The sequence below is a fragment of the Amycolatopsis sp. NPDC023774 genome (assembly GCF_040639695.1).
GTDB lineage: Bacteria > Actinomycetota > Actinomycetes > Mycobacteriales > Pseudonocardiaceae > Amycolatopsis.
In genome coordinates this window covers 103,520-119,627 of record NZ_JBFAAJ010000005.1, presented here as the reverse complement: position 1 = coordinate 119,627, position 16,108 = coordinate 103,520, and the positions used below count along the sequence as shown (strand labels likewise).

The 16,108-nt window shown below is 70.9% G+C and carries 14 protein-coding genes and 1 pseudogene; 10 read left to right on the top strand and 5 right to left on the bottom strand.

What is annotated here, in order from left to right:
- The first annotated feature begins 1 nt into the window (after window position 1).
- Window positions 2–889, top strand: a complete 888-nt coding sequence (locus AB0F91_RS15350) for a carbohydrate ABC transporter permease (protein WP_360598026.1) — start codon at window positions 2–4, stop codon at window positions 887–889.
- A 2-nt stretch (window positions 890–891) separates the two neighbouring features.
- Window positions 892–2,940, top strand: coding sequence for an alpha-galactosidase (locus tag AB0F91_RS15345; protein ID WP_360598024.1), 2,049 nt, complete (start codon window positions 892–894; stop codon window positions 2,938–2,940).
- Window positions 2,941–2,996: 56 nt separating this feature from the next.
- On the opposite strand, the gene AB0F91_RS15340 is transcribed toward AB0F91_RS15345, so the two are convergent.
- The 3 genes from AB0F91_RS15340 to AB0F91_RS15330 are packed head-to-tail and all read right to left on the bottom strand — an operon-like array spanning window position 2,997 to window position 5,553.
- Window positions 2,997–4,001, bottom strand: a complete 1,005-nt coding sequence (locus AB0F91_RS15340) for a beta-propeller fold lactonase family protein (RefSeq protein ID WP_360598022.1) — start codon at window positions 3,999–4,001, stop codon at window positions 2,997–2,999.
- On the bottom strand, window positions 3,998–4,612 hold the full coding sequence (locus AB0F91_RS15335; protein WP_360598020.1) for a bifunctional 4-hydroxy-2-oxoglutarate aldolase/2-dehydro-3-deoxy-phosphogluconate aldolase: 615 nt from the start codon (window positions 4,610–4,612) through the stop codon (window positions 3,998–4,000). The genes AB0F91_RS15340 and AB0F91_RS15335 overlap by 4 nt, the downstream gene beginning before the upstream one ends.
- On the bottom strand, window positions 4,609–5,553 hold the full coding sequence (locus tag AB0F91_RS15330; RefSeq protein ID WP_360598018.1) for a sugar kinase: 945 nt from the start codon (window positions 5,551–5,553) through the stop codon (window positions 4,609–4,611). Before AB0F91_RS15330 ends, AB0F91_RS15335 begins: the two co-directional genes overlap by 4 nt.
- A gap of 136 nt (window positions 5,554–5,689) precedes the next feature.
- Between AB0F91_RS15330 and AB0F91_RS15325 the strand changes: the two genes are divergently transcribed.
- The 4 genes from AB0F91_RS15325 to AB0F91_RS15310 are packed head-to-tail and all read left to right on the top strand — an operon-like array spanning window position 5,690 to window position 10,583.
- Window positions 5,690–7,798, top strand: coding sequence for a hypothetical protein (locus AB0F91_RS15325; RefSeq protein ID WP_360598016.1), 2,109 nt, complete (start codon window positions 5,690–5,692; stop codon window positions 7,796–7,798).
- Window positions 7,799–7,831: 33 nt separating this feature from the next.
- The gene (locus tag AB0F91_RS15320) at window positions 7,832–8,536 is read left to right on the top strand and encodes an SDR family oxidoreductase (RefSeq protein WP_360598014.1); all 705 of its coding nucleotides are present in this window, start codon (window positions 7,832–7,834) and stop codon (window positions 8,534–8,536) included.
- A gap of 14 nt (window positions 8,537–8,550) precedes the next feature.
- Window positions 8,551–9,699 carry a galactonate dehydratase gene (gene dgoD, locus AB0F91_RS15315; protein ID WP_360598013.1) on the top strand — a complete coding sequence of 383 codons (1,149 nt, stop codon included), beginning with the start codon at window positions 8,551–8,553 and terminating at the stop codon, window positions 9,697–9,699.
- Entirely contained in the window at window positions 9,693–10,583 is an 891-nt protein-coding gene (locus AB0F91_RS15310; protein ID WP_360598011.1) for a DUF4380 domain-containing protein, read from the top strand. The genes dgoD and AB0F91_RS15310 overlap by 7 nt, the downstream gene beginning before the upstream one ends.
- Before the next feature lie 25 nt (window positions 10,584–10,608).
- On the opposite strand, the pseudogene AB0F91_RS15305 reads toward AB0F91_RS15310, so the two are convergent.
- Both AB0F91_RS15305 and AB0F91_RS15300 read right to left on the bottom strand, forming a co-directional pair.
- Window positions 10,609–10,806 (bottom strand): annotated as a pseudogene (locus AB0F91_RS15305) (SDR family oxidoreductase); the annotation flags it as partial.
- A gap of 188 nt (window positions 10,807–10,994) precedes the next feature.
- Window positions 10,995–11,360, bottom strand: coding sequence for an SDR family NAD(P)-dependent oxidoreductase (locus AB0F91_RS15300; protein ID WP_360598009.1), 366 nt, complete (start codon window positions 11,358–11,360; stop codon window positions 10,995–10,997).
- Between the two features lie 257 nt (window positions 11,361–11,617).
- Here AB0F91_RS15300 and purB point away from each other — a divergent pair, with 257 nt between their 5' ends.
- The 4 genes from purB to AB0F91_RS15280 all read left to right on the top strand — a co-directional run bounded on the left by purB (window position 11,618) and on the right by AB0F91_RS15280 (window position 16,104).
- Window positions 11,618–13,045: an adenylosuccinate lyase gene (gene purB, locus AB0F91_RS15295; RefSeq protein WP_360598008.1), complete on the top strand. Its 1,428-nt coding sequence runs from the start codon at window positions 11,618–11,620 to the stop codon at window positions 13,043–13,045.
- Window positions 13,046–13,137: 92 nt separating this feature from the next.
- A complete protein-coding gene (locus tag AB0F91_RS15290) occupies window positions 13,138–14,247 on the top strand; it encodes an alpha/beta fold hydrolase (RefSeq protein ID WP_360598006.1) in 1,110 nt (369 codons plus the stop codon).
- A gap of 231 nt (window positions 14,248–14,478) precedes the next feature.
- Window positions 14,479–15,279: a transporter substrate-binding domain-containing protein gene (locus tag AB0F91_RS15285; protein ID WP_360598004.1), complete on the top strand. Its 801-nt coding sequence runs from the start codon at window positions 14,479–14,481 to the stop codon at window positions 15,277–15,279.
- 48 nt (window positions 15,280–15,327) lie between these two features.
- Complete coding sequence (locus tag AB0F91_RS15280) at window positions 15,328–16,104, top strand: ABC transporter substrate-binding protein (protein WP_360598003.1); 777 nt, start codon at window positions 15,328–15,330, stop codon at window positions 16,102–16,104.
- Window positions 16,105–16,108: the final 4 nt, after the last annotated feature.

Here is a 16,108-nt window from a genome sequence, read left to right as displayed (position 1 = left end):
CGTGACCACGACCCGGCCGGCACCCCCTGCCGCACCGGAGGAACGAGTTCCCGCCAAGCGCAACCACAAGCGCGCACGCCGCACGTTCGGTTTCCACCTGGTGGCCGGCGGGCTGTCCGTTCTGTGGCTGCTGCCGATCGTGCTGGTCATCACGACCAGCGTCCGGTCCTTTTCGGACATCGCGAGCAACGGCCTCGGCGCGTTGCCGCACTCGTTCGACCTCAGCTCGTTCGGTGAGGCATGGGGCGTCGGCGGCGGTGGCCACGCGATGCTCAACAGCTTCATCGTCACGATCCCGACCGTGCTGCTGTCGCTGCTGCTCGCGTCGGCCGCGGCGTTCGCGCTGAGCCGGTTCCAGATCCCGTTCCGCCGCACGATCATCCTGGTGATGCTGTCGGGCAACCTCCTGCCTCCGCAGATCCTGCTGGTGCCGGTGTCGAAGCTGTCCGAGCTGCTCGGCATCTACGACACGCTCACTGCGCTGATCATCGTGCAGGTCGGCTTCGGCCTGGGCTTTTACACGTTCGTGCTGCAGGGCTTCATGCGGTCCATCCCGGACGAGATCCAGCAGGCGGCGCTGATCGACGGTGCCGGGCCGATCGCCATCTTCTGGCGCATCATCCTGCCGATGACCCGCCCGGCGCTGGCGGCGCTCGGCGCGCTGGCGTTCACCTGGACGTTCAACGACCTGCTGTGGTCGATCACCGTGCTGCGCACCGAAACCGTGATGCCGGTGACGCCGGCGTTGCTCGGCCTGCAGGGCCAGTACGTGTCCAACTGGAACGTGATCGCGGCGGGTTCGGTGATCGCCGCCGTGCCGACCGTGGCCGTGTTCCTGCGGTTCCAGAAGCACTTCATCTCAGGACTCGCGATCGGGGCGATCAAGTGAGCATGCGGTGGACGCTCGAACTCGAGTCCACTTCGTACACCGTCAGGCTGGAGCCGGGGAACCGGTGGCTGGAGCTCGTCGCGTGGGGTCCGCGCGGCGTCGAGCGTGGTCCGTCCCCGCTGGCCAACCGCGGTGACGTGCACTTCATCACCGACGCGGACGCGGCGCCGGTCGAGTACGCGCCGCGCGGGCTGCGGCCGTTCTCGGGCGCCGACCTGGTGGTGGCCGGGGATTCGTGGTGGCGGTTCGACGCCGACGAGTCCACCGAAACCGTGCTGCGGCTGGCTTTCGTCGACGAGGTGACCGGGCTGCGGGCGGTGCAGTGTTACCGCGCGGAACCGGGTACCGACGTGCTGTGCCGGTGGGTCGAGTTCACGAACACCGGCGACGCGGCCGTCGAGATCGACCGGCTCGGTTCGGCGGGCGTGTGCGTGCCGACCGGGCTCGACGGTGCGCGGCTGACCTACCTCACGGGCCAGTGGTCGCAGGAGTTCACGCGCCGCTCGACCGTGCTCGAAGCCGGCGGGTTCCGCATGGACAGCCGCTTCGGCGTGCCGGGCCACCAGTACGTGCCGTGGCTGGCGGTGCAGGACGCGGGCGCGCCGGACAATCCCGCGTACGGAGTTTCCCTGGCCTGGTCGGGCTCGTGGGAGCTCGACGCCGAGATCGAACCGAGCGGTCTCACGCGCGTGCGCGCGGGCCGCCTGGCCAACCCCGGTCCGATCCGGCTCGAACCCGGCGCCGAACTGTCCACTCCGGAGCTCGCGCTGGCATCCAGTGTGGACGGACTGGCCGGGCTGGCCGACGTGTGGCACGCGTACTCGCGCAAGCTCGCCGGGCCGCGGCTCGAAAAGCGCCGCCCGGTGCTGTACAACAGCTGGGAAGCCACGGGTTTCGAGGTCAACGGCGCGCGTCAGCTCGACCTCGCCAAGCAGGCCGCGGACCTGGGCGTGGAGCTGTTCGTGGTGGACGACGGCTGGTTCGTCGGCCGCGACGACGACACCGGCGGCCTGGGCGACTGGACCCCGGAGCAGTCGTCGTTCGAGGGCGGCTTCGGCGCGTTCGTCGACTCCGTGCGCTCGCTGGGCCTGGACTTCGGCCTGTGGGTGGAGCCCGAAGCCATCAGCCCGAAGTCGAAGCTCTACGCGGAACACCCCGACTGGGTCTACCGTCTCGACGGCCGTCCCGCGACGCTGATCCGCAACCAGCTGCTGCTCGACCTCGGCAAGCCCGAGGTGTTCGAGTACGTGCGCGGAGTGCTCGACGAGCTGCTCACCGCATACCCCATCGCATACCTCAAGTGGGACATGAACCGCCCGCCGACCGAACGCGGCCGCCCCGGCGCGCCGACGGCGGACCTGGATGCCGAGCACGTCGCCAACTACCACCGGCTGCTCGACCACCTGCGCACCACGTACCCCGACCTCATCGTCGAGTCGTGCGCCGGCGGCGGTGGCCGCACGGACCTGGCGACGGTCTCGCGCAGCGATGTCGTGTGGCCCAGCGACAACACCGCGCCGCTCGACCGGCTGCGCATCCAGGACGGCTTCCTGCTGATGCACGCGCCGCACCTGATGAGCTCGTGGGTGACCGACGCGCCTGGCGTGTTCGACCCGCGGCCGCGTTCCCTGCGGTTCCGGTTCGTGCTCGCCATGGCCGGCGTGCTGGGCATCGGGGCGGACCTGTCGCACTGGACCGCCGACCAGCGGGCGGAAGCCGCGCAGCTGATCGTGCGGTACAAGGAATTGCGGCCGATCCTCCACACCGGACGGTGCCGGGTCCTTTCCGGGCCGGCGCACCCCACGGCGGCCAGCCAGTACACGCTCGGCAGCCAGACCGTGGTGCTGGCGTGGAGCACCGGACAGCTGGTGGGGACGTCGCTCGTGCCGGGCCGTTCGTCGCGCATCAAGCTGCACGGTCTCGACCCGGCCGCCACCTACCGCGACGAGGCCGGCGTGGAGTACTCCGGTGCGCACCTCGTGCACGTGGGTCTGCCGGTCGAGTGGACCGCGCAGCACGACGCGGACGTGTTCGTCCTCACCCAGGTCTGAACACAGCGAAACGCCCTGCCGGCTTCACTGGGCCGGCAGGGCGTTTTCGTGTCGGATCAGAAACTCAGCGGCAGCACGAAGCTCGGCGAACCCGTCGGGTACTCCACGGTCTCGGCCTTGCCCAGCTCATCCAGCGGGAAGGCCGTGATCTTGTCGTCGAACTGCGCCGCGACGTAACAAACCCCGGCCACCACGGCGAAGTGCCGCGGGTGCGCACCGCACGCCTGGTCCGCGACGGCGGCCAGCGGAGAACCGGAGAACGACGTTACGCAGTCCGCACCACGGTTCGACAGGTACACCCCCGAGTCCAGGATCTCCAGGTGCGCCACGATGTTCTCGCCCTCAAGCGCACCGTGCGTGGCCGGCGTTGACGCGACCACCTCGAACGCCCCCGGTGACGTCTCCCGGACCGTCAGCACCTCATTGGACAGCTCACAAGCCACGTAGGCCAGGTCCGACCCGGGGATCCGCACGAGCTGCCGCGGCCCGCTCCCCGCCGGCAGCTTCGACACGGCGAGCGGCGTCAGCTCACCGGCGTCGGACAGCGTGTAGCTGCGGATCTCGTCCGTCCCCAGGTCCACGGCGCTCACCACGGACCCGTCGGCACTCGGCACCGCCATGTGGACGTGCGCGGCCTCCTGGCGCACCTCGTTCGGCCCGGTGCCGCTGTGCTGCACCAGAGCCGTCCGGCCCGTGATCCGGCCTTCGGCCGAGAGCCCGAACACCGCGAGACTGCCCCCGGTGTAGTTGGCGCAGAGCAGGAACCGGCCATCCGGCGTCACGGCGAGGTGGCACGGGTGTGCGCCGCCACTCGGCACCTCGGAATCCAGCACGGACAGCGCACCGTCCACAAGCGACACCGAGGACACGGCACCGGAGTCGGTCTCGTTGGTCGTGTACAGCACCGGCAACGTCGGGTGCCTGACCAGCCACGACGGCGACCGCAGCTCCAGCGTGGAGTCGAAGACCAGACCGGCGGCGTCCCGGCGGAACGTGGAGATCCCGCCGCCCTTCCCGCCCATCTCGGCGGTGTAGCAGCCGACCAGCACGACGTCCGTCACGAGCCCTCCCTCACCATCGCGGCCACACGGGCGCGGATGTCCTCGGCGGTCCCGCGCGTGAGCGCCGAACCCATGCCGACCGCCACCGCGCCCGCCGCGAGCCACTCTGGCACGTCCTCGGGGGCGATTCCACCCGTCGGCACGAGCGGCGCCTGCGGCAGCGCCGCACGCACGTCCTTGACCCACCGCGGGCCCAGCGCCGTGGCCGGGAAAACCTTCACCGCGTCGGCGCCTTCTTCCAGCGCGCGCACGATTTCCGTCACCGAACCAGCGCCCGGGAACGCGGCCGTGCCGTACCGGTGAGCGGTGCGGATCACGGCGGCCTCGACGTTCGGCGACACCAGGAACCGCGCGCCCGCACGGATCGCGAGCACGGCCGAGGCCTCGTCGAGCACAGTGCCGGCGCCGATCGTGGCGTCGGGGTACGCGGCCGTGAGCTCCTCGATCGCCGCCAGGGCGCCCGAGTTGGTGAGCGGGACCTCGATCGACCGCAGGCCTGCGTCCACGGCCGCTCGAGCCGCGACCACGGCGGACGCGGCATCCGCGGTCCGCACGATGCCCACGACCCCTTGCCGAAGGGCCGCGTGCGTGATCTCCCAGCGGTAGCTCATCGGTGTACCTCCTCGCCGCCACCGAGGGCGGCGCTCGTGCGGGCCAGTTCGGCCCGGTCGGGCAGTCCTTCCAGATCCGTCCGCGTGCCGACGACCAGCGCCGCCGACGCCGCGCCGGCCAGCAGCGCCTCGGCCGGCGAGCCGCCGCGCAGCCAGGACGACAGGTAGCCGGACGTGAGCGCGTCGCCCGCGCCCACCGGGTCGACGACGTGCGTGACCAGGGTTTCCTGGCTCCACTCGTACTCGGCCGTGATCGCGCGCGCCACCTTGTCGCGCTGCTTCACCACGACCGTGCCGACCCCCTTGGCGATCAGCTCGGCGGCCGAAGTGTCGAGCAGTTCCAGCTCGTCCTCGCCGGCGAACACCAGATCCGCCTGGTGCAGCAGCGGTCCCACGGTCTCGCGCCACTGCGCCGGCGACGCGAGCTTGAGCCGCACGTTGGGGTCGAACGCGATCGTCGCCCCCTCCGCGCGCGCCAGCTCGAACAACGCCAGCACGGCGTCGCGCGCGGACAGCGACAGCATCGCCGTGATCCCCGAGACCAGCGCGAGCCGCGCGCCACCGAGGCCGGCTGCGCGGACGTAGTCGGCGGAGAGCGAGCACGCCGCTGAACCCGCGCGGTGGTACTGCACGTCGATGCCACGGCCGGGGGTGTCGTCGCGCAGCAGGAGCCCCGTGAACCCGGCCGGGTCCACCTCGACGCCCGAGACGTCCACGCCCTCGGCCCGCAGGGCGCCCAGCACGGCCGCGCCGGACGAGTCGTCACCGACGCGGCTGAGCCAGCGCACGCGGTGGCCGAGCCGCGCGAGGCCGACCGACACGTTGGCTTCGGCCCCGGCCACGGATGCGGTGAAGGTGTGCGCGCGCCGCAGCGCGACGCCGGGTTCCGCGAGCAGCAGCCGCATCGCTTCGCCCAAGGTGAGGACTTCGATGTCGTTCATCGCGGGAAGCATACCGCGTGAAATCTTAATTTAGGATTTATTCTTGACGCGACCTCCGCGACCCCGGCATGCTGCTCGCGGGCCGGACGATCACGGCCTCGATCGGCGCTGTTTCGACGACGAAAGGTGTCGCCACATGCTCCCGCGCTCCCCACGCAGATCCCGCAGAGCACTCACGATCACGGCGGCGGCCGCGGCTGCCGCCACCGTGCTCGGGCTCGCGACCCCCGCTTCCGCAGCCCCGGCCGCGCTCTTCCCGCAGCAGACCACCGCGGCCGACCAGGGCGCACCGGACTACTACAACTCCGGTCTGGCGCAGACGCCCTACATGGGCTGGAACAACTACTTCGGCATGCCGACCGTGACCGAGGCCGGCGTGAAGGGTGTCGCCGACTACCTCGTGTCCAGCGGCCTGGCCAAGGCCGGCTACAAGTACGTCTGGATCGACGGCGGCTGGAACGCCAAGGTCCCGCGCGACGCGCAGGGCAACCTCGTGCCCGACCCCGAGCGTTTCCCGTCCGGCATGTCCGCGCTGGTCAAGTACATCCACGACCGCGGCCTGCTCGCCGGCATCTACACCGACGCGGGCCCCTCCGACGGCAAGAACTGCGCCGCGGGCAGCCAGGGCTACTACGAGCAGGACACGAAACGCTTCGCCACCTGGAAGTTCGACGCGATCAAGGTCGACTTCCTCTGCGGCATCGCGAACAACCTCGACCCGGCGAAGGCGTACACCGAGTTCAGCGCGGCCCTGCAGAAGGCGGGCCGCAAGATGATCCTGAACATCTGCAACCCGGTGACTGACGACTGGGGCGTGCCGCACACGCCGAGCCAGACCGCCGGCGTCTCCTACACCTTCGGCCCGCTCGTGGCCGATTCCTGGCGCACCAACACCGACGTGGCCTTCGGAACCCCGTACGAGGGCATCTACAAGGACATGCTGCGCAACGCGGACGTCAACGCGGCGCACCCCGAAGCCAACGGCCCCGGCCACTGGAACGACCCCGACTTCCTGATCCCGATGCGCAAGACCGAGCAGGGCACCCTCGAGATGAACGAGGAGGAGTCGACCACCCAGCTGGTGCTGTGGGCGGAAATGGCTTCCCCGCTCATCATCGGCTCGGACCCGCGCACGCTGCCGCAGTCGATGATCGACACGCTGAAGAACCCCGAGATCATCGCCGTCGACCAGGACAAGCTCGGGATCCAGGGGGTCCGGGTGGCGTCGAACGGCTCCACGGACACCTACAGCAAGCGGCTGTCGAAGGACGGCGACCGCGCGGTCGTGCTGCTCAACCGCGGTGACGCGGACACGCAGATGACGCTGAACTTCGCCGACGCCGGCCTCACCGGCAAGGTCTCGATCCGCGACCTGCGCGCCCGCGCCGACCGCGGCACGGCGACCGGCACGTACACCGTCACGGTTCCCGCGCACGGCACGGCGTTCCTCAAGCTGCACGGCACGGACCTGGTGCCTGGCACCAGCGTCGCGAGCGGCGCTTCGGCCAGCCCGGCCGTGGTACGCACCGGCGACAAGACCGTGACGTTCACCCGCGGTCCGCTCGGCGTGCTGGAGACGCAGGGCCTCGGCACGGGCACCTCGGTCATCGGCGGCCCGTTCCTCGGCCAGCCGGCGGCGAACGCGCACGGCTCGACCATCGACGTCTACGTCCGTGGTCTGGACAACGCCGTGTGGCAGCTGACCTACGACGGAAAGCGCTGGGGCGCCTGGCACCGGCTCGGCGGCAACCTCACCGACTCGCCGTCCGTGACCGCCGACGGCACGCTCTACACCCGCGGTACCGACGGCAAGGTCTGGACCCGCACGACCGACGGCCGCTGGTCCTCGCTCGGCTCGCCCAACGGCGCGCAGATCTACGGCCGCCCCGGCGCCGCGACCTCCACTGCCGGCACCACGGTCGCCGTCCGCACGCCGGACGACGGCGTGTGGGTCCGCACCCGCGGGACCGACGGCACGTGGTCGGACTGGACGTCGATCGGCGGCACCGTCTCCAGCAGCCCGACGCTCGTCGCGCAGGGCGACAAGGTGTCGGTGTTCGCGCTGGCCAGCGACTACACGCTGTGGCAGAACGACCGCAACGGCACCACGTGGGCCGGCTGGTTCAAGCAGCAGAAGTACGCGTCCGGCAGCGTCGTGGGCACCCTCGGCGGTGCGGCTGACGCGAATGGCGTCTGGCTCGGGGTGCGTGGTCCTGACGACCATGTCCGCGTAGACAAGCTCTGAGTACCAGGCTCTGAGCACGAGGAGGATTTGGCGATGTCCACACCAGACAACCCGACGGCCGTGGTGACCGGTGCCGCGTCAGGCATCGGCGCGGCGACGGCCCGGCGCCTGGAGGCCGACGGCTACCGCGTCGTGGGTGTGGACCTCGCTCCCCTCCCCGACGACCTCACCGGCGTGCGCGGCGACGTGACCGCCGACGAGACCTGGGCGCAGGTCGTCGAGCTGGCCGGCGAGGTAGATGCCCTGGTCAGCAACGCGTACGTGCCGACGACCGGCCCGCTGCACGAGATGCCGCGGGAGCAGTGGCAGCACCAGCTCGACGTGAACCTCACCGGTTCCTACCTCGCGGTGAAGGCGTGCCTGCCGTCGCTGCGGGCCAGGCGGGGTTCCGTCGTGCTGGTGTCTTCGGTGCACGCGCGGTTCGGCCTGCCGGGCCACCCGGCGTACGCGGCGAGCAAGGGCGCGCTGGTTTCGCTGGCGCGCCAGCTCGCCGTGGAGTACGCGCCGGACGTGCGCGTGAACTCGGTGCTGCCCGGTCCCGTGCGCACGCAGGCGTGGGACCGGCTCACCGAAGAGGACATCGAACGCAGCGCGCGGGCGACGCCCGCCGGGCGGCTGGGCGACCCGGGAGAGGTCGCCGCCGTGATCGCGTTCCTGCTCTCGCCGGAGGCCTCGTTCGTCACGGGCGCCGACCTGACCGTCGACGGCGGCTGGTCGGCCGCCAAGGATTCCGCTTAGGAAATGGGGGCCAGGTGAAGATCACCGGTATCGAGACGTTCCTCGTCGCACCACGTTGGTTGTTCCTGAAGGTGAACACCGACGAGGGCATCTCCGGCTGGGGCGAGCCCGTGGTCGAGGGGCGCGCCGAGACGGTGCGCGCGGCGGTGCACGAGATGGCCGAGCTGCTCGTCGGCCAGGACCCGCTGCGCATCGAGGACCACTGGCAGACGTTGCGCCGCGGCGGGTTCTACCGCGGCGGGCCGGTGCTCTCCAGCGCGCTCGCGGGCTTCGACCACGCGCTGTGGGACATCGCGGGCAAGGTGCACGGGGTGCCGGTGCACGAGCTGCTCGGCGGGCCCGTGCGCGATCGCGTGCGTGTGTATTCGTGGGTGGGCGGCGACCGGCCGTCAGGCATCTTCGACGCCGTGTCCGCGCAGGTGGAGGCCGGTTTCACGGCGGTGAAGATGAACGTGGCGGGACCGCTCGCACCCATCGCGTCGCCCGCCGAAGCCAACGCGGCGCTGGCCCGGGCGCGCGAGGCGCGTGAGGCGCTGGGCCCGGAGCGCGACCTCGCCATCGACTTCCACGGCCGCGTCTCGCCCGCGATGGCGCGGCGGTTGGTGAAGATGCTCGAAGAGGTCCAGCCGATGTTCGTCGAGGAGCCGGTGCTGCCGGAGACGCAGGGCGGCGCGTTGGCGTCGGTTGTCTCCGCGTCGACGGTGCCGGTCGCGGTCGGCGAGCGGCTGTACTCGCGCTGGGAGTTCAAGCCGGTGCTCGACGCGGGCGTCGCCGTGGTACAGCCGGATCCGTCGCACGCCGGCGGCATCTCGGAGCTGCGGCGCATCGCCGCGCTGGCCGAGGTCTACGGCGCGAGCATGGCCCCGCACTGCCCGCTCGGCCCGATCTCACTGGCGGCGTCGATGCAGGTGGCGTTCGCGACGCCGAACTTCCTGATCCAGGAACAAAGTCTGGGCATGCACTACCACCAGGGCACCGAGGCGCTGAGCTACCTGACGGACTCCGCGCTGTTCCGCTTCACCGACGGCTACGCCGCGCGGCCGACCGGCCCGGGCCTCGGCATCGAGGTCGACGAGGCGGCCGTGCGCCGCGCCGACGAGGTCGGCCACCACTGGCGTTCGCCGGTGTGGCGAATGGACGACGGCGGGCTCGCCGAATGGTGACCGACGTCGTGTGGCTCGACAACGGCGTGCTGCGCCTCGGCGTCGTTCCGGCGCTGGGCGGGCGGCTGTTGTCGCTGGTGCATCACGGCATCGAGCTCCTGTGGCGCAACCCGGCGTTGCTGGGTCCCGATCTGCAGCCGCTCGGCGGCCACGTCCTGGCGCCGAACGCCGGCCGGATGGGCGACTGGGTCAACTACGGCGGCGACAAGACCTGGCCCGCGCCGCAGGGCTGGGACGGGCCCGGCCAGTGGGCGGGGCCACCGGACCCCGTGCTGGACTCGGGTCCGTACTCGGTCTCGGGGCTCACCGAGCGGTCGGTCACGCTGACCAGCGGTGTCGAACCCCGCACGGGCCTGCGGTTCACGAGGGAGCTGACCCTGGGCTCCGGCCCCTCGTACACGCTGCGGCTGACCGCCGAAAACGCTTCTCCGGCGCCGGTGCGCTGGGCGCTGTGGAACGTCACCCAGCTCCCCGGCGGCGGAACCGTCACGGCCGGGCTCGCGGGCGCGCGCACGCCGGCCGTCGTCGAGCTCGTGGCGGGCACCGGAAACCCCGAGTACAAAGTGGACGGTGACACGCTCGTGGTGCCGCCGCAGGACGTCGTCGGCAAGCTCGGCGTGCCGGACAGCGCGGGCTGGGTTTCATGCACCGTCGGCGCGACGACGCTCACGCTGTCCTTCGACGTCGAACTGGCCGCGGAGTACCCCGACGCGGGCTCGCCGCTGGAGATCTGGCTGGAACACCCGCTGCCGGAACCCCTCGCCGAACTGGGCGACCTCGACCCGCCGGCGCGCATCGTGGAGCTGGAGGCCCTCGGCCCGCTGACCACGTTCGCTCCCGGTGAGACGACGTCGCTGACCGTGACCGGAACCGTTTCGGGCTGAGGGCCAAGTCGTTCCTGCCGCCGTCGACGCGCAGGTCGGTGCCGGTGAGGGAGGACGCGTCGAGCCGCGCGAGGAACGTGATCAGGGCGGCGACCTGGTCCGCGGTGGCGTAGCGGCCGAAGGGCAAGTCGCCGAGCAGGCGCTGACCGAGCGGGGTGTCGCGGCCGGGAGCGATGTCGGTGTCGGCGAAGCCCGACACGACTGTGTTGACGGTGCTGCCGCGCGGTGCGAGCTCGGTGGGCCCACGAGCGGCTGTAGGTGCTCACGGCCGCCTGGGTCGCGCCGTAGCCGGCCAGGCCGGCCGTGTGGGTCGCGCCGTGGCCGGCCAGGCCGGCCGTGTGGGCGCGTTCGCCGGCGATGGAGCCGAGGCTGATGACGCAGCCGACATCAGGCATGCGGGCGAGCCCGCGTTCAGTGGTGGACCAGGCCGAGGACGTGGACCGCCGCCCAGATCCGGTCGCGGTCGGCCTGCGCGATGGTGCCCGTTGTGTCGCCGATGAGCGTGCCTGCGCTGTTGATCAGGAGATCGATGCGGCAGAACCGCTCGGCGACCGCGTCGACCATGGTGGTGACCTGCTCGACGTCGGCCTGGAAGACTTCGGCCTGGACCCCGAGCCGCCGCACCTCCTCGGACGAACGTCGCCTTGCCGGCCGGCTGCACGTACGCGAGTGCGACGTCGGCGCCCGCAGCCGCCGGCTGCCGCGCAGCCGCGGCGCCCAGCTCCGGCCGGCGCCGCTGACGAGCGCGACTTTGCCACGAAGGTGCGTGCCCGCCATGCCGCTTCGGCCGAAGTCCGCTCGCCCGTAGCGACGCCCGGCGCCCGGATCGATGATCCTGGGCCCGTGGTTCCGGCCGGTTCGGCACCGCGAGGCCTCCGCGCGATAAATCCGTCGCGTCCCCCGTGGCGGTTGTGCCAGGCTCTCCGCCGGCTCGGTGCACGGGGTGCCGAGGCCTTCGCGAGGCCGAACCGGTGGGAGCCGTCTGGATCCCACCGGCCCCGCCCACCTCTGACCTGCACGGGTATCGTGGCCGCGTGACGGACAAGCCCCGGATTCCCAACGTGCTCGCCGCCCGCTACGCGTCGCCCGAGCTGGTGCGGCTGTGGTCGCCCGAGCAGAAGGTGGTGCTGGAGCGGCAGCTGTGGCTCGCCGTGCTCCGCGCGCAGAACGAGCTGGGCGTCGAGGTGCCCGAAGGCGTGCTCGCGGACTACGAGCGGGTGATCGACGACGTGAACCTGGAGTCGATCGCCGAGCGCGAGCGCGTGACACGCCACGACGTGAAGGCCCGCATCGAGGAGTTCAACGCCCTCGCCGGCCACGAGCACGTGCACAAGGGCATGACCTCGCGCGACCTCACGGAGAACGTGGAGCAGCTGCAGCAGCTGCGGTCGCTGGAGCTCATGCGCAGCCGCGTCGCCGCGGTGCTCGCGCGCCTGGCCGCGCTGGCCGTGGAGCACTCCGACCTGGTGATGGCCGGGCGCTCGCACAACGTCGCCGCGCAGGCCACGACGCTGGGCAAGCGGTTCGCGACCGCCGCAGACGAGCTGCTGGTCGCGTTCTCCCGCCTGGACAACCTCATCGAGCGCTACCCGCTGCGGGGCATCAAGGGCCCGGTCGGCACGGCGCAGGACATGCTCGACCTCCTCGGCGACGAGTCCACTTTGGACCTGCTCGAATCGAAGATCGCCGAGCACCTGGGGTTTCGCAACCACTTCGTGAGCGTCGGGCAGGTCTACCCGCGTTCGCTGGACTTCGACGTGCTGTCCACGCTGGTGCAGCTGGCCGCGGCGCCGTCGAGCCTCGCCAAGACGATCCGGCTGATGGCGGGCCACGAGCTCGTGACCGAGGGCTTCAAGCCGGGCCAGGTCGGCTCGTCGGCCATGCCGCACAAGATGAACACACGCTCCTGCGAGCGCGTGAACGGTCTGGCCGTCGTGCTGCGCGGGCACCTGTCGATGATCGGCGAGCTCGCGGGCGACCAGTGGAACGAGGGCGACGTGTCCGACTCGGTCGTGCGCCGCGTCGCGCTGCCCGACGCGTTCTTCGCGCTCGACGGCCTGCTGGAGACCTTCCTCACGGTGCTGGCCGAGTTCGGCGCCTTCCCGGCCGTGATCGAGCGTGAGCTCGATCGCTACCTGCCGTTCCTCGCCACCACGAAGGTGCTGATGGCGGCCGTGCGTGGCGGTGTCGGGCGGGAGACGGCCCACGAGGTGATCAAGGAGAACGCCGTCGGCGTGGCACTGGCCATGCGCGAGCGTGGCGCCGAGAACGATCTGCTCGACCGGCTGGCGGCCGACGACCGGTTGCCGTTGGACCGCGGTGACCTGGACAAGCTCCTCGCCGACCGGATCTCGTTCACGGGCGTGGCGCCGGCGCAGGTCGAGGAGGTGGCGCAGCGCGTGGAGACCGTGCTGGAGCGCTTCCCGGAAGCGGCGCAGTACGCGCCGGGGCCGATCCTGTAAGCGGAGCTGACGGGACCTGTCGGAAAATCCGGCTACTGCGGAGCGAGGTGGCTTCTTAGCCTCTGGGCACTGGCGACAGAAGAGAGTCGACGATGCCCCTCGCCCGCCGTGCCCTGGTTCTGCTGCTCACCGCTGTGCTGGCGGCCGCGTGTTCGAGCAGCCCGCCGGCCGCTCCCGGCAGAAGCCCGGCGCCGGCGTGCCGGGTCGTGAAGACCCCGGTCTCGATCCCCGGCGTGGCCGCGCCGGGACAGCTCACCGGCGATCTGTGCACGCCCTCGAGCGGCAACGGCACCGTGCTGCTGCTCGTCGCCGGGGGCGGGGAGAACGCCGACTACTGGGACTTGCCCGAGCTGCGCTCGAACAGCCTCGTCCGCGCGGCACTGGCCCAGGGCTACGCCACGTATGCACTCGACCGGCTCGGCACCGGCCGCTCGACCGTGCCCGCTTCGAGCACTTTGGTGACCTACGACGCACAAGTGTCCACTGCGGACCAGGTGGCGACGGCGTTGCACAGCGACGCTCAAGTGTTCGGCACGACCTGGCAGACCGTCGTGGGCATCGGGCACTCGCTGGGTTCCGGCACGCTGGCCGGCGTCGCGGCCAAGCACGCCGGAGTGCTCGACGCGCTGATCCTCACCGGGTACGGCGCCGCCGTGACTCCGGAAACCCTGCAGCTCGACAAGCTCTACCAGGTGCCCGCGCGGACCGTCGGGACCCGGTGGCGAGGGTTGGACGACGGGTACGTGACGGTGCTGCCGGACAAGGTCGAGCAGATCGGCCTCGTCCACGGCCCGGGCACCGACCCGAAAGCGCTGCCGGTGCTCGGCGCCCACCAGGGAATCCTGTCCGACACCGAGCTGTCGTCCCGGCCGCAGGGCGCCGCCGCGGCCGCGCAGGCGGCCCGGATCACAGTGCCGGCGCTGGTCGCGGTCGGTCAGTTCGACCGCCACTACTGCGAGGACAATCCCGTCGGCGCGCCGCCGGCACCGACTCCGCAGTGCGGTGGCGCGCCGGCGTTCCAGAGCTACGAGAAGAAGCTGCTGCCGAACGCGTGCCTCGCCACACACCTGGTCGCCGGCAGCGGGCACGCGATCCAGGAGGAGCTCGCCGCGCCGGAGGCGAACGCGTTGTACCTGTCGTGGCTGCGAACCACCTTCGGCGGTGGCAAAGCGCAGTGCGCGGAGACCGGCCCGGTGCCGTGATCCACCTCATTCGCGAGCGCGCCGGGAGCCTGCGAGTCCCGCTCAACGGGAGACCGGTTCCGGCTCGACCTGCGCCGGCGCGCCTTTCTGTGACCGCGCGCACGAAGTCCACCTACTGAGACGAAGTTACCCGATCGGGCGAAATCCCTAATCTCGGACACTGAACCCGGAAAGCGCCAGGCCGCACCCCGCGGCCTGGCGCTTTTCATGTCCGTGAGCCAGGAAGAAGTCATGCGCAAGCTCCTCAGCACCCTCGCCGTAGTCGCCTCCGCCGTCACACTCACTGCGTGCGGCTCGTCGGACGCGTCGGGTCAGACGCTGCGCGTCGGCACCCTCACGGACGCGCCGCCGAGCATCTACCTCGAAAACGGCCAGTTCACCGGCTACGACAACGAGCTGCTGCGCGACATCGCCAAGCGCGAAGGTTTCCAGGTCGAGTTCGTCGGCACCGAGTTCTCCGGCCTGCTCGCCAAGGTCGCGGGTGGCCAGCTCGACATCGGCAGCTCCACGATCTCCGCCACCACCGCGCGCAAGAAGACCGTCGCGTTCACAGATGGCTACGACACCAGCTACACCACGGTCGTCGGCAAGAAGGGCGCGAACCTGGCCGACGCCAACGCGTTCGCGGGCAAGCGCCTCGGCGTGGTGCAGGGTTCCGTGCAGGACGAGTTCGCGGGCAAGCTGGCGGGCGCCGAGGTCGTGCGCTTCCCCGACTACAACGCCGGTTTCGCCCAGCTGCGCAACGGTTCGCTCGACGGCTGGGTCGTGCCCAAGGACATCGGCCAGAAGTACCTCGACCAGAACCCGACGGTGCCGCTCGAGTTCGGTTACACCGTGCTGGACAAGGACACGCCTTCGGCCTACGCGGTGGCGAAGTCCAATCCGGACCTGCTGAACAAGCTCAACGACGGCCTCGCGAAGGCCGTCGCGGACGGCACCGTCGCCCGCCTGCACGCCCAGTTCTTCAAGCAGGCGCCCGTGGCCCCGGAGCTCGCCAAGGGCGGTCCCGGCCTGCCGGTGAAGAACGCGTGACTGTCCTATCCTGCATCGACGGTTCCGGCCGGGAAGCTGAGGAGTGACATGAAGAAGACATTGGTCACAGCCGTCACGGCGGCGGCCCTGCTCGCCACGCTCACCGCGTGCGGTGGTGGTAGCGGCAGCGATGGTGACACCCTGCGCGTCGGCACGCTGAGCGACTCGCGGCCCAACGCATACCAGGAGAACGGCCAGTTCACCGGGTTCGACAACGAGCTGCTGAAGGATATCGCGGCCAAGGAGAACCTGAAGGTCGAGTTCGTGGCGGTCGACTTCTCCGCACTGCTGGGCCAGGTCGCCAACGGGACGTTCGACCTCGGCAGCGCGGGCATCGCGCAGACCGACGCGCGCAAGCAGACCGTGGCGTTCTCCGACCCGTACAACTACCAGTCGCTCGGCATCGAGGCCAAGGAGACGGCGGGTATCACCGACGAGAACTCCCTGGCGGGCAAGCGGATCGGCGTGGTGCAGGGCACCGTCTCCGACACCTGGCTCGCGGCCAACGCGCCCAAGGCCCAGGCCGTGCGCTTCCCCAACGACGCGGCGGCGCTGAGCGCGCTGAAGTCGTCGGCGATCGACGGCGCGGTGTTCGACGCGGCCTCTGCCGAGGACTACTCGGCGAAGAACCCGGGACTGAAGGTCACCAAGACGATCACCACGACGATCCCGCACGGGTACGCCGTGAAGAAGGGCAACACCGACCTGCTGAACAAGCTCAACGACGGCATCAAGAAGGTCGTCGCCGACGGCACCTGGAAGAAGGTGCACCAGCAGTTCGAGCCCAACGAGCCGGTGCCCACCGGCTTCGCCACGGGGCAGTAGTCCA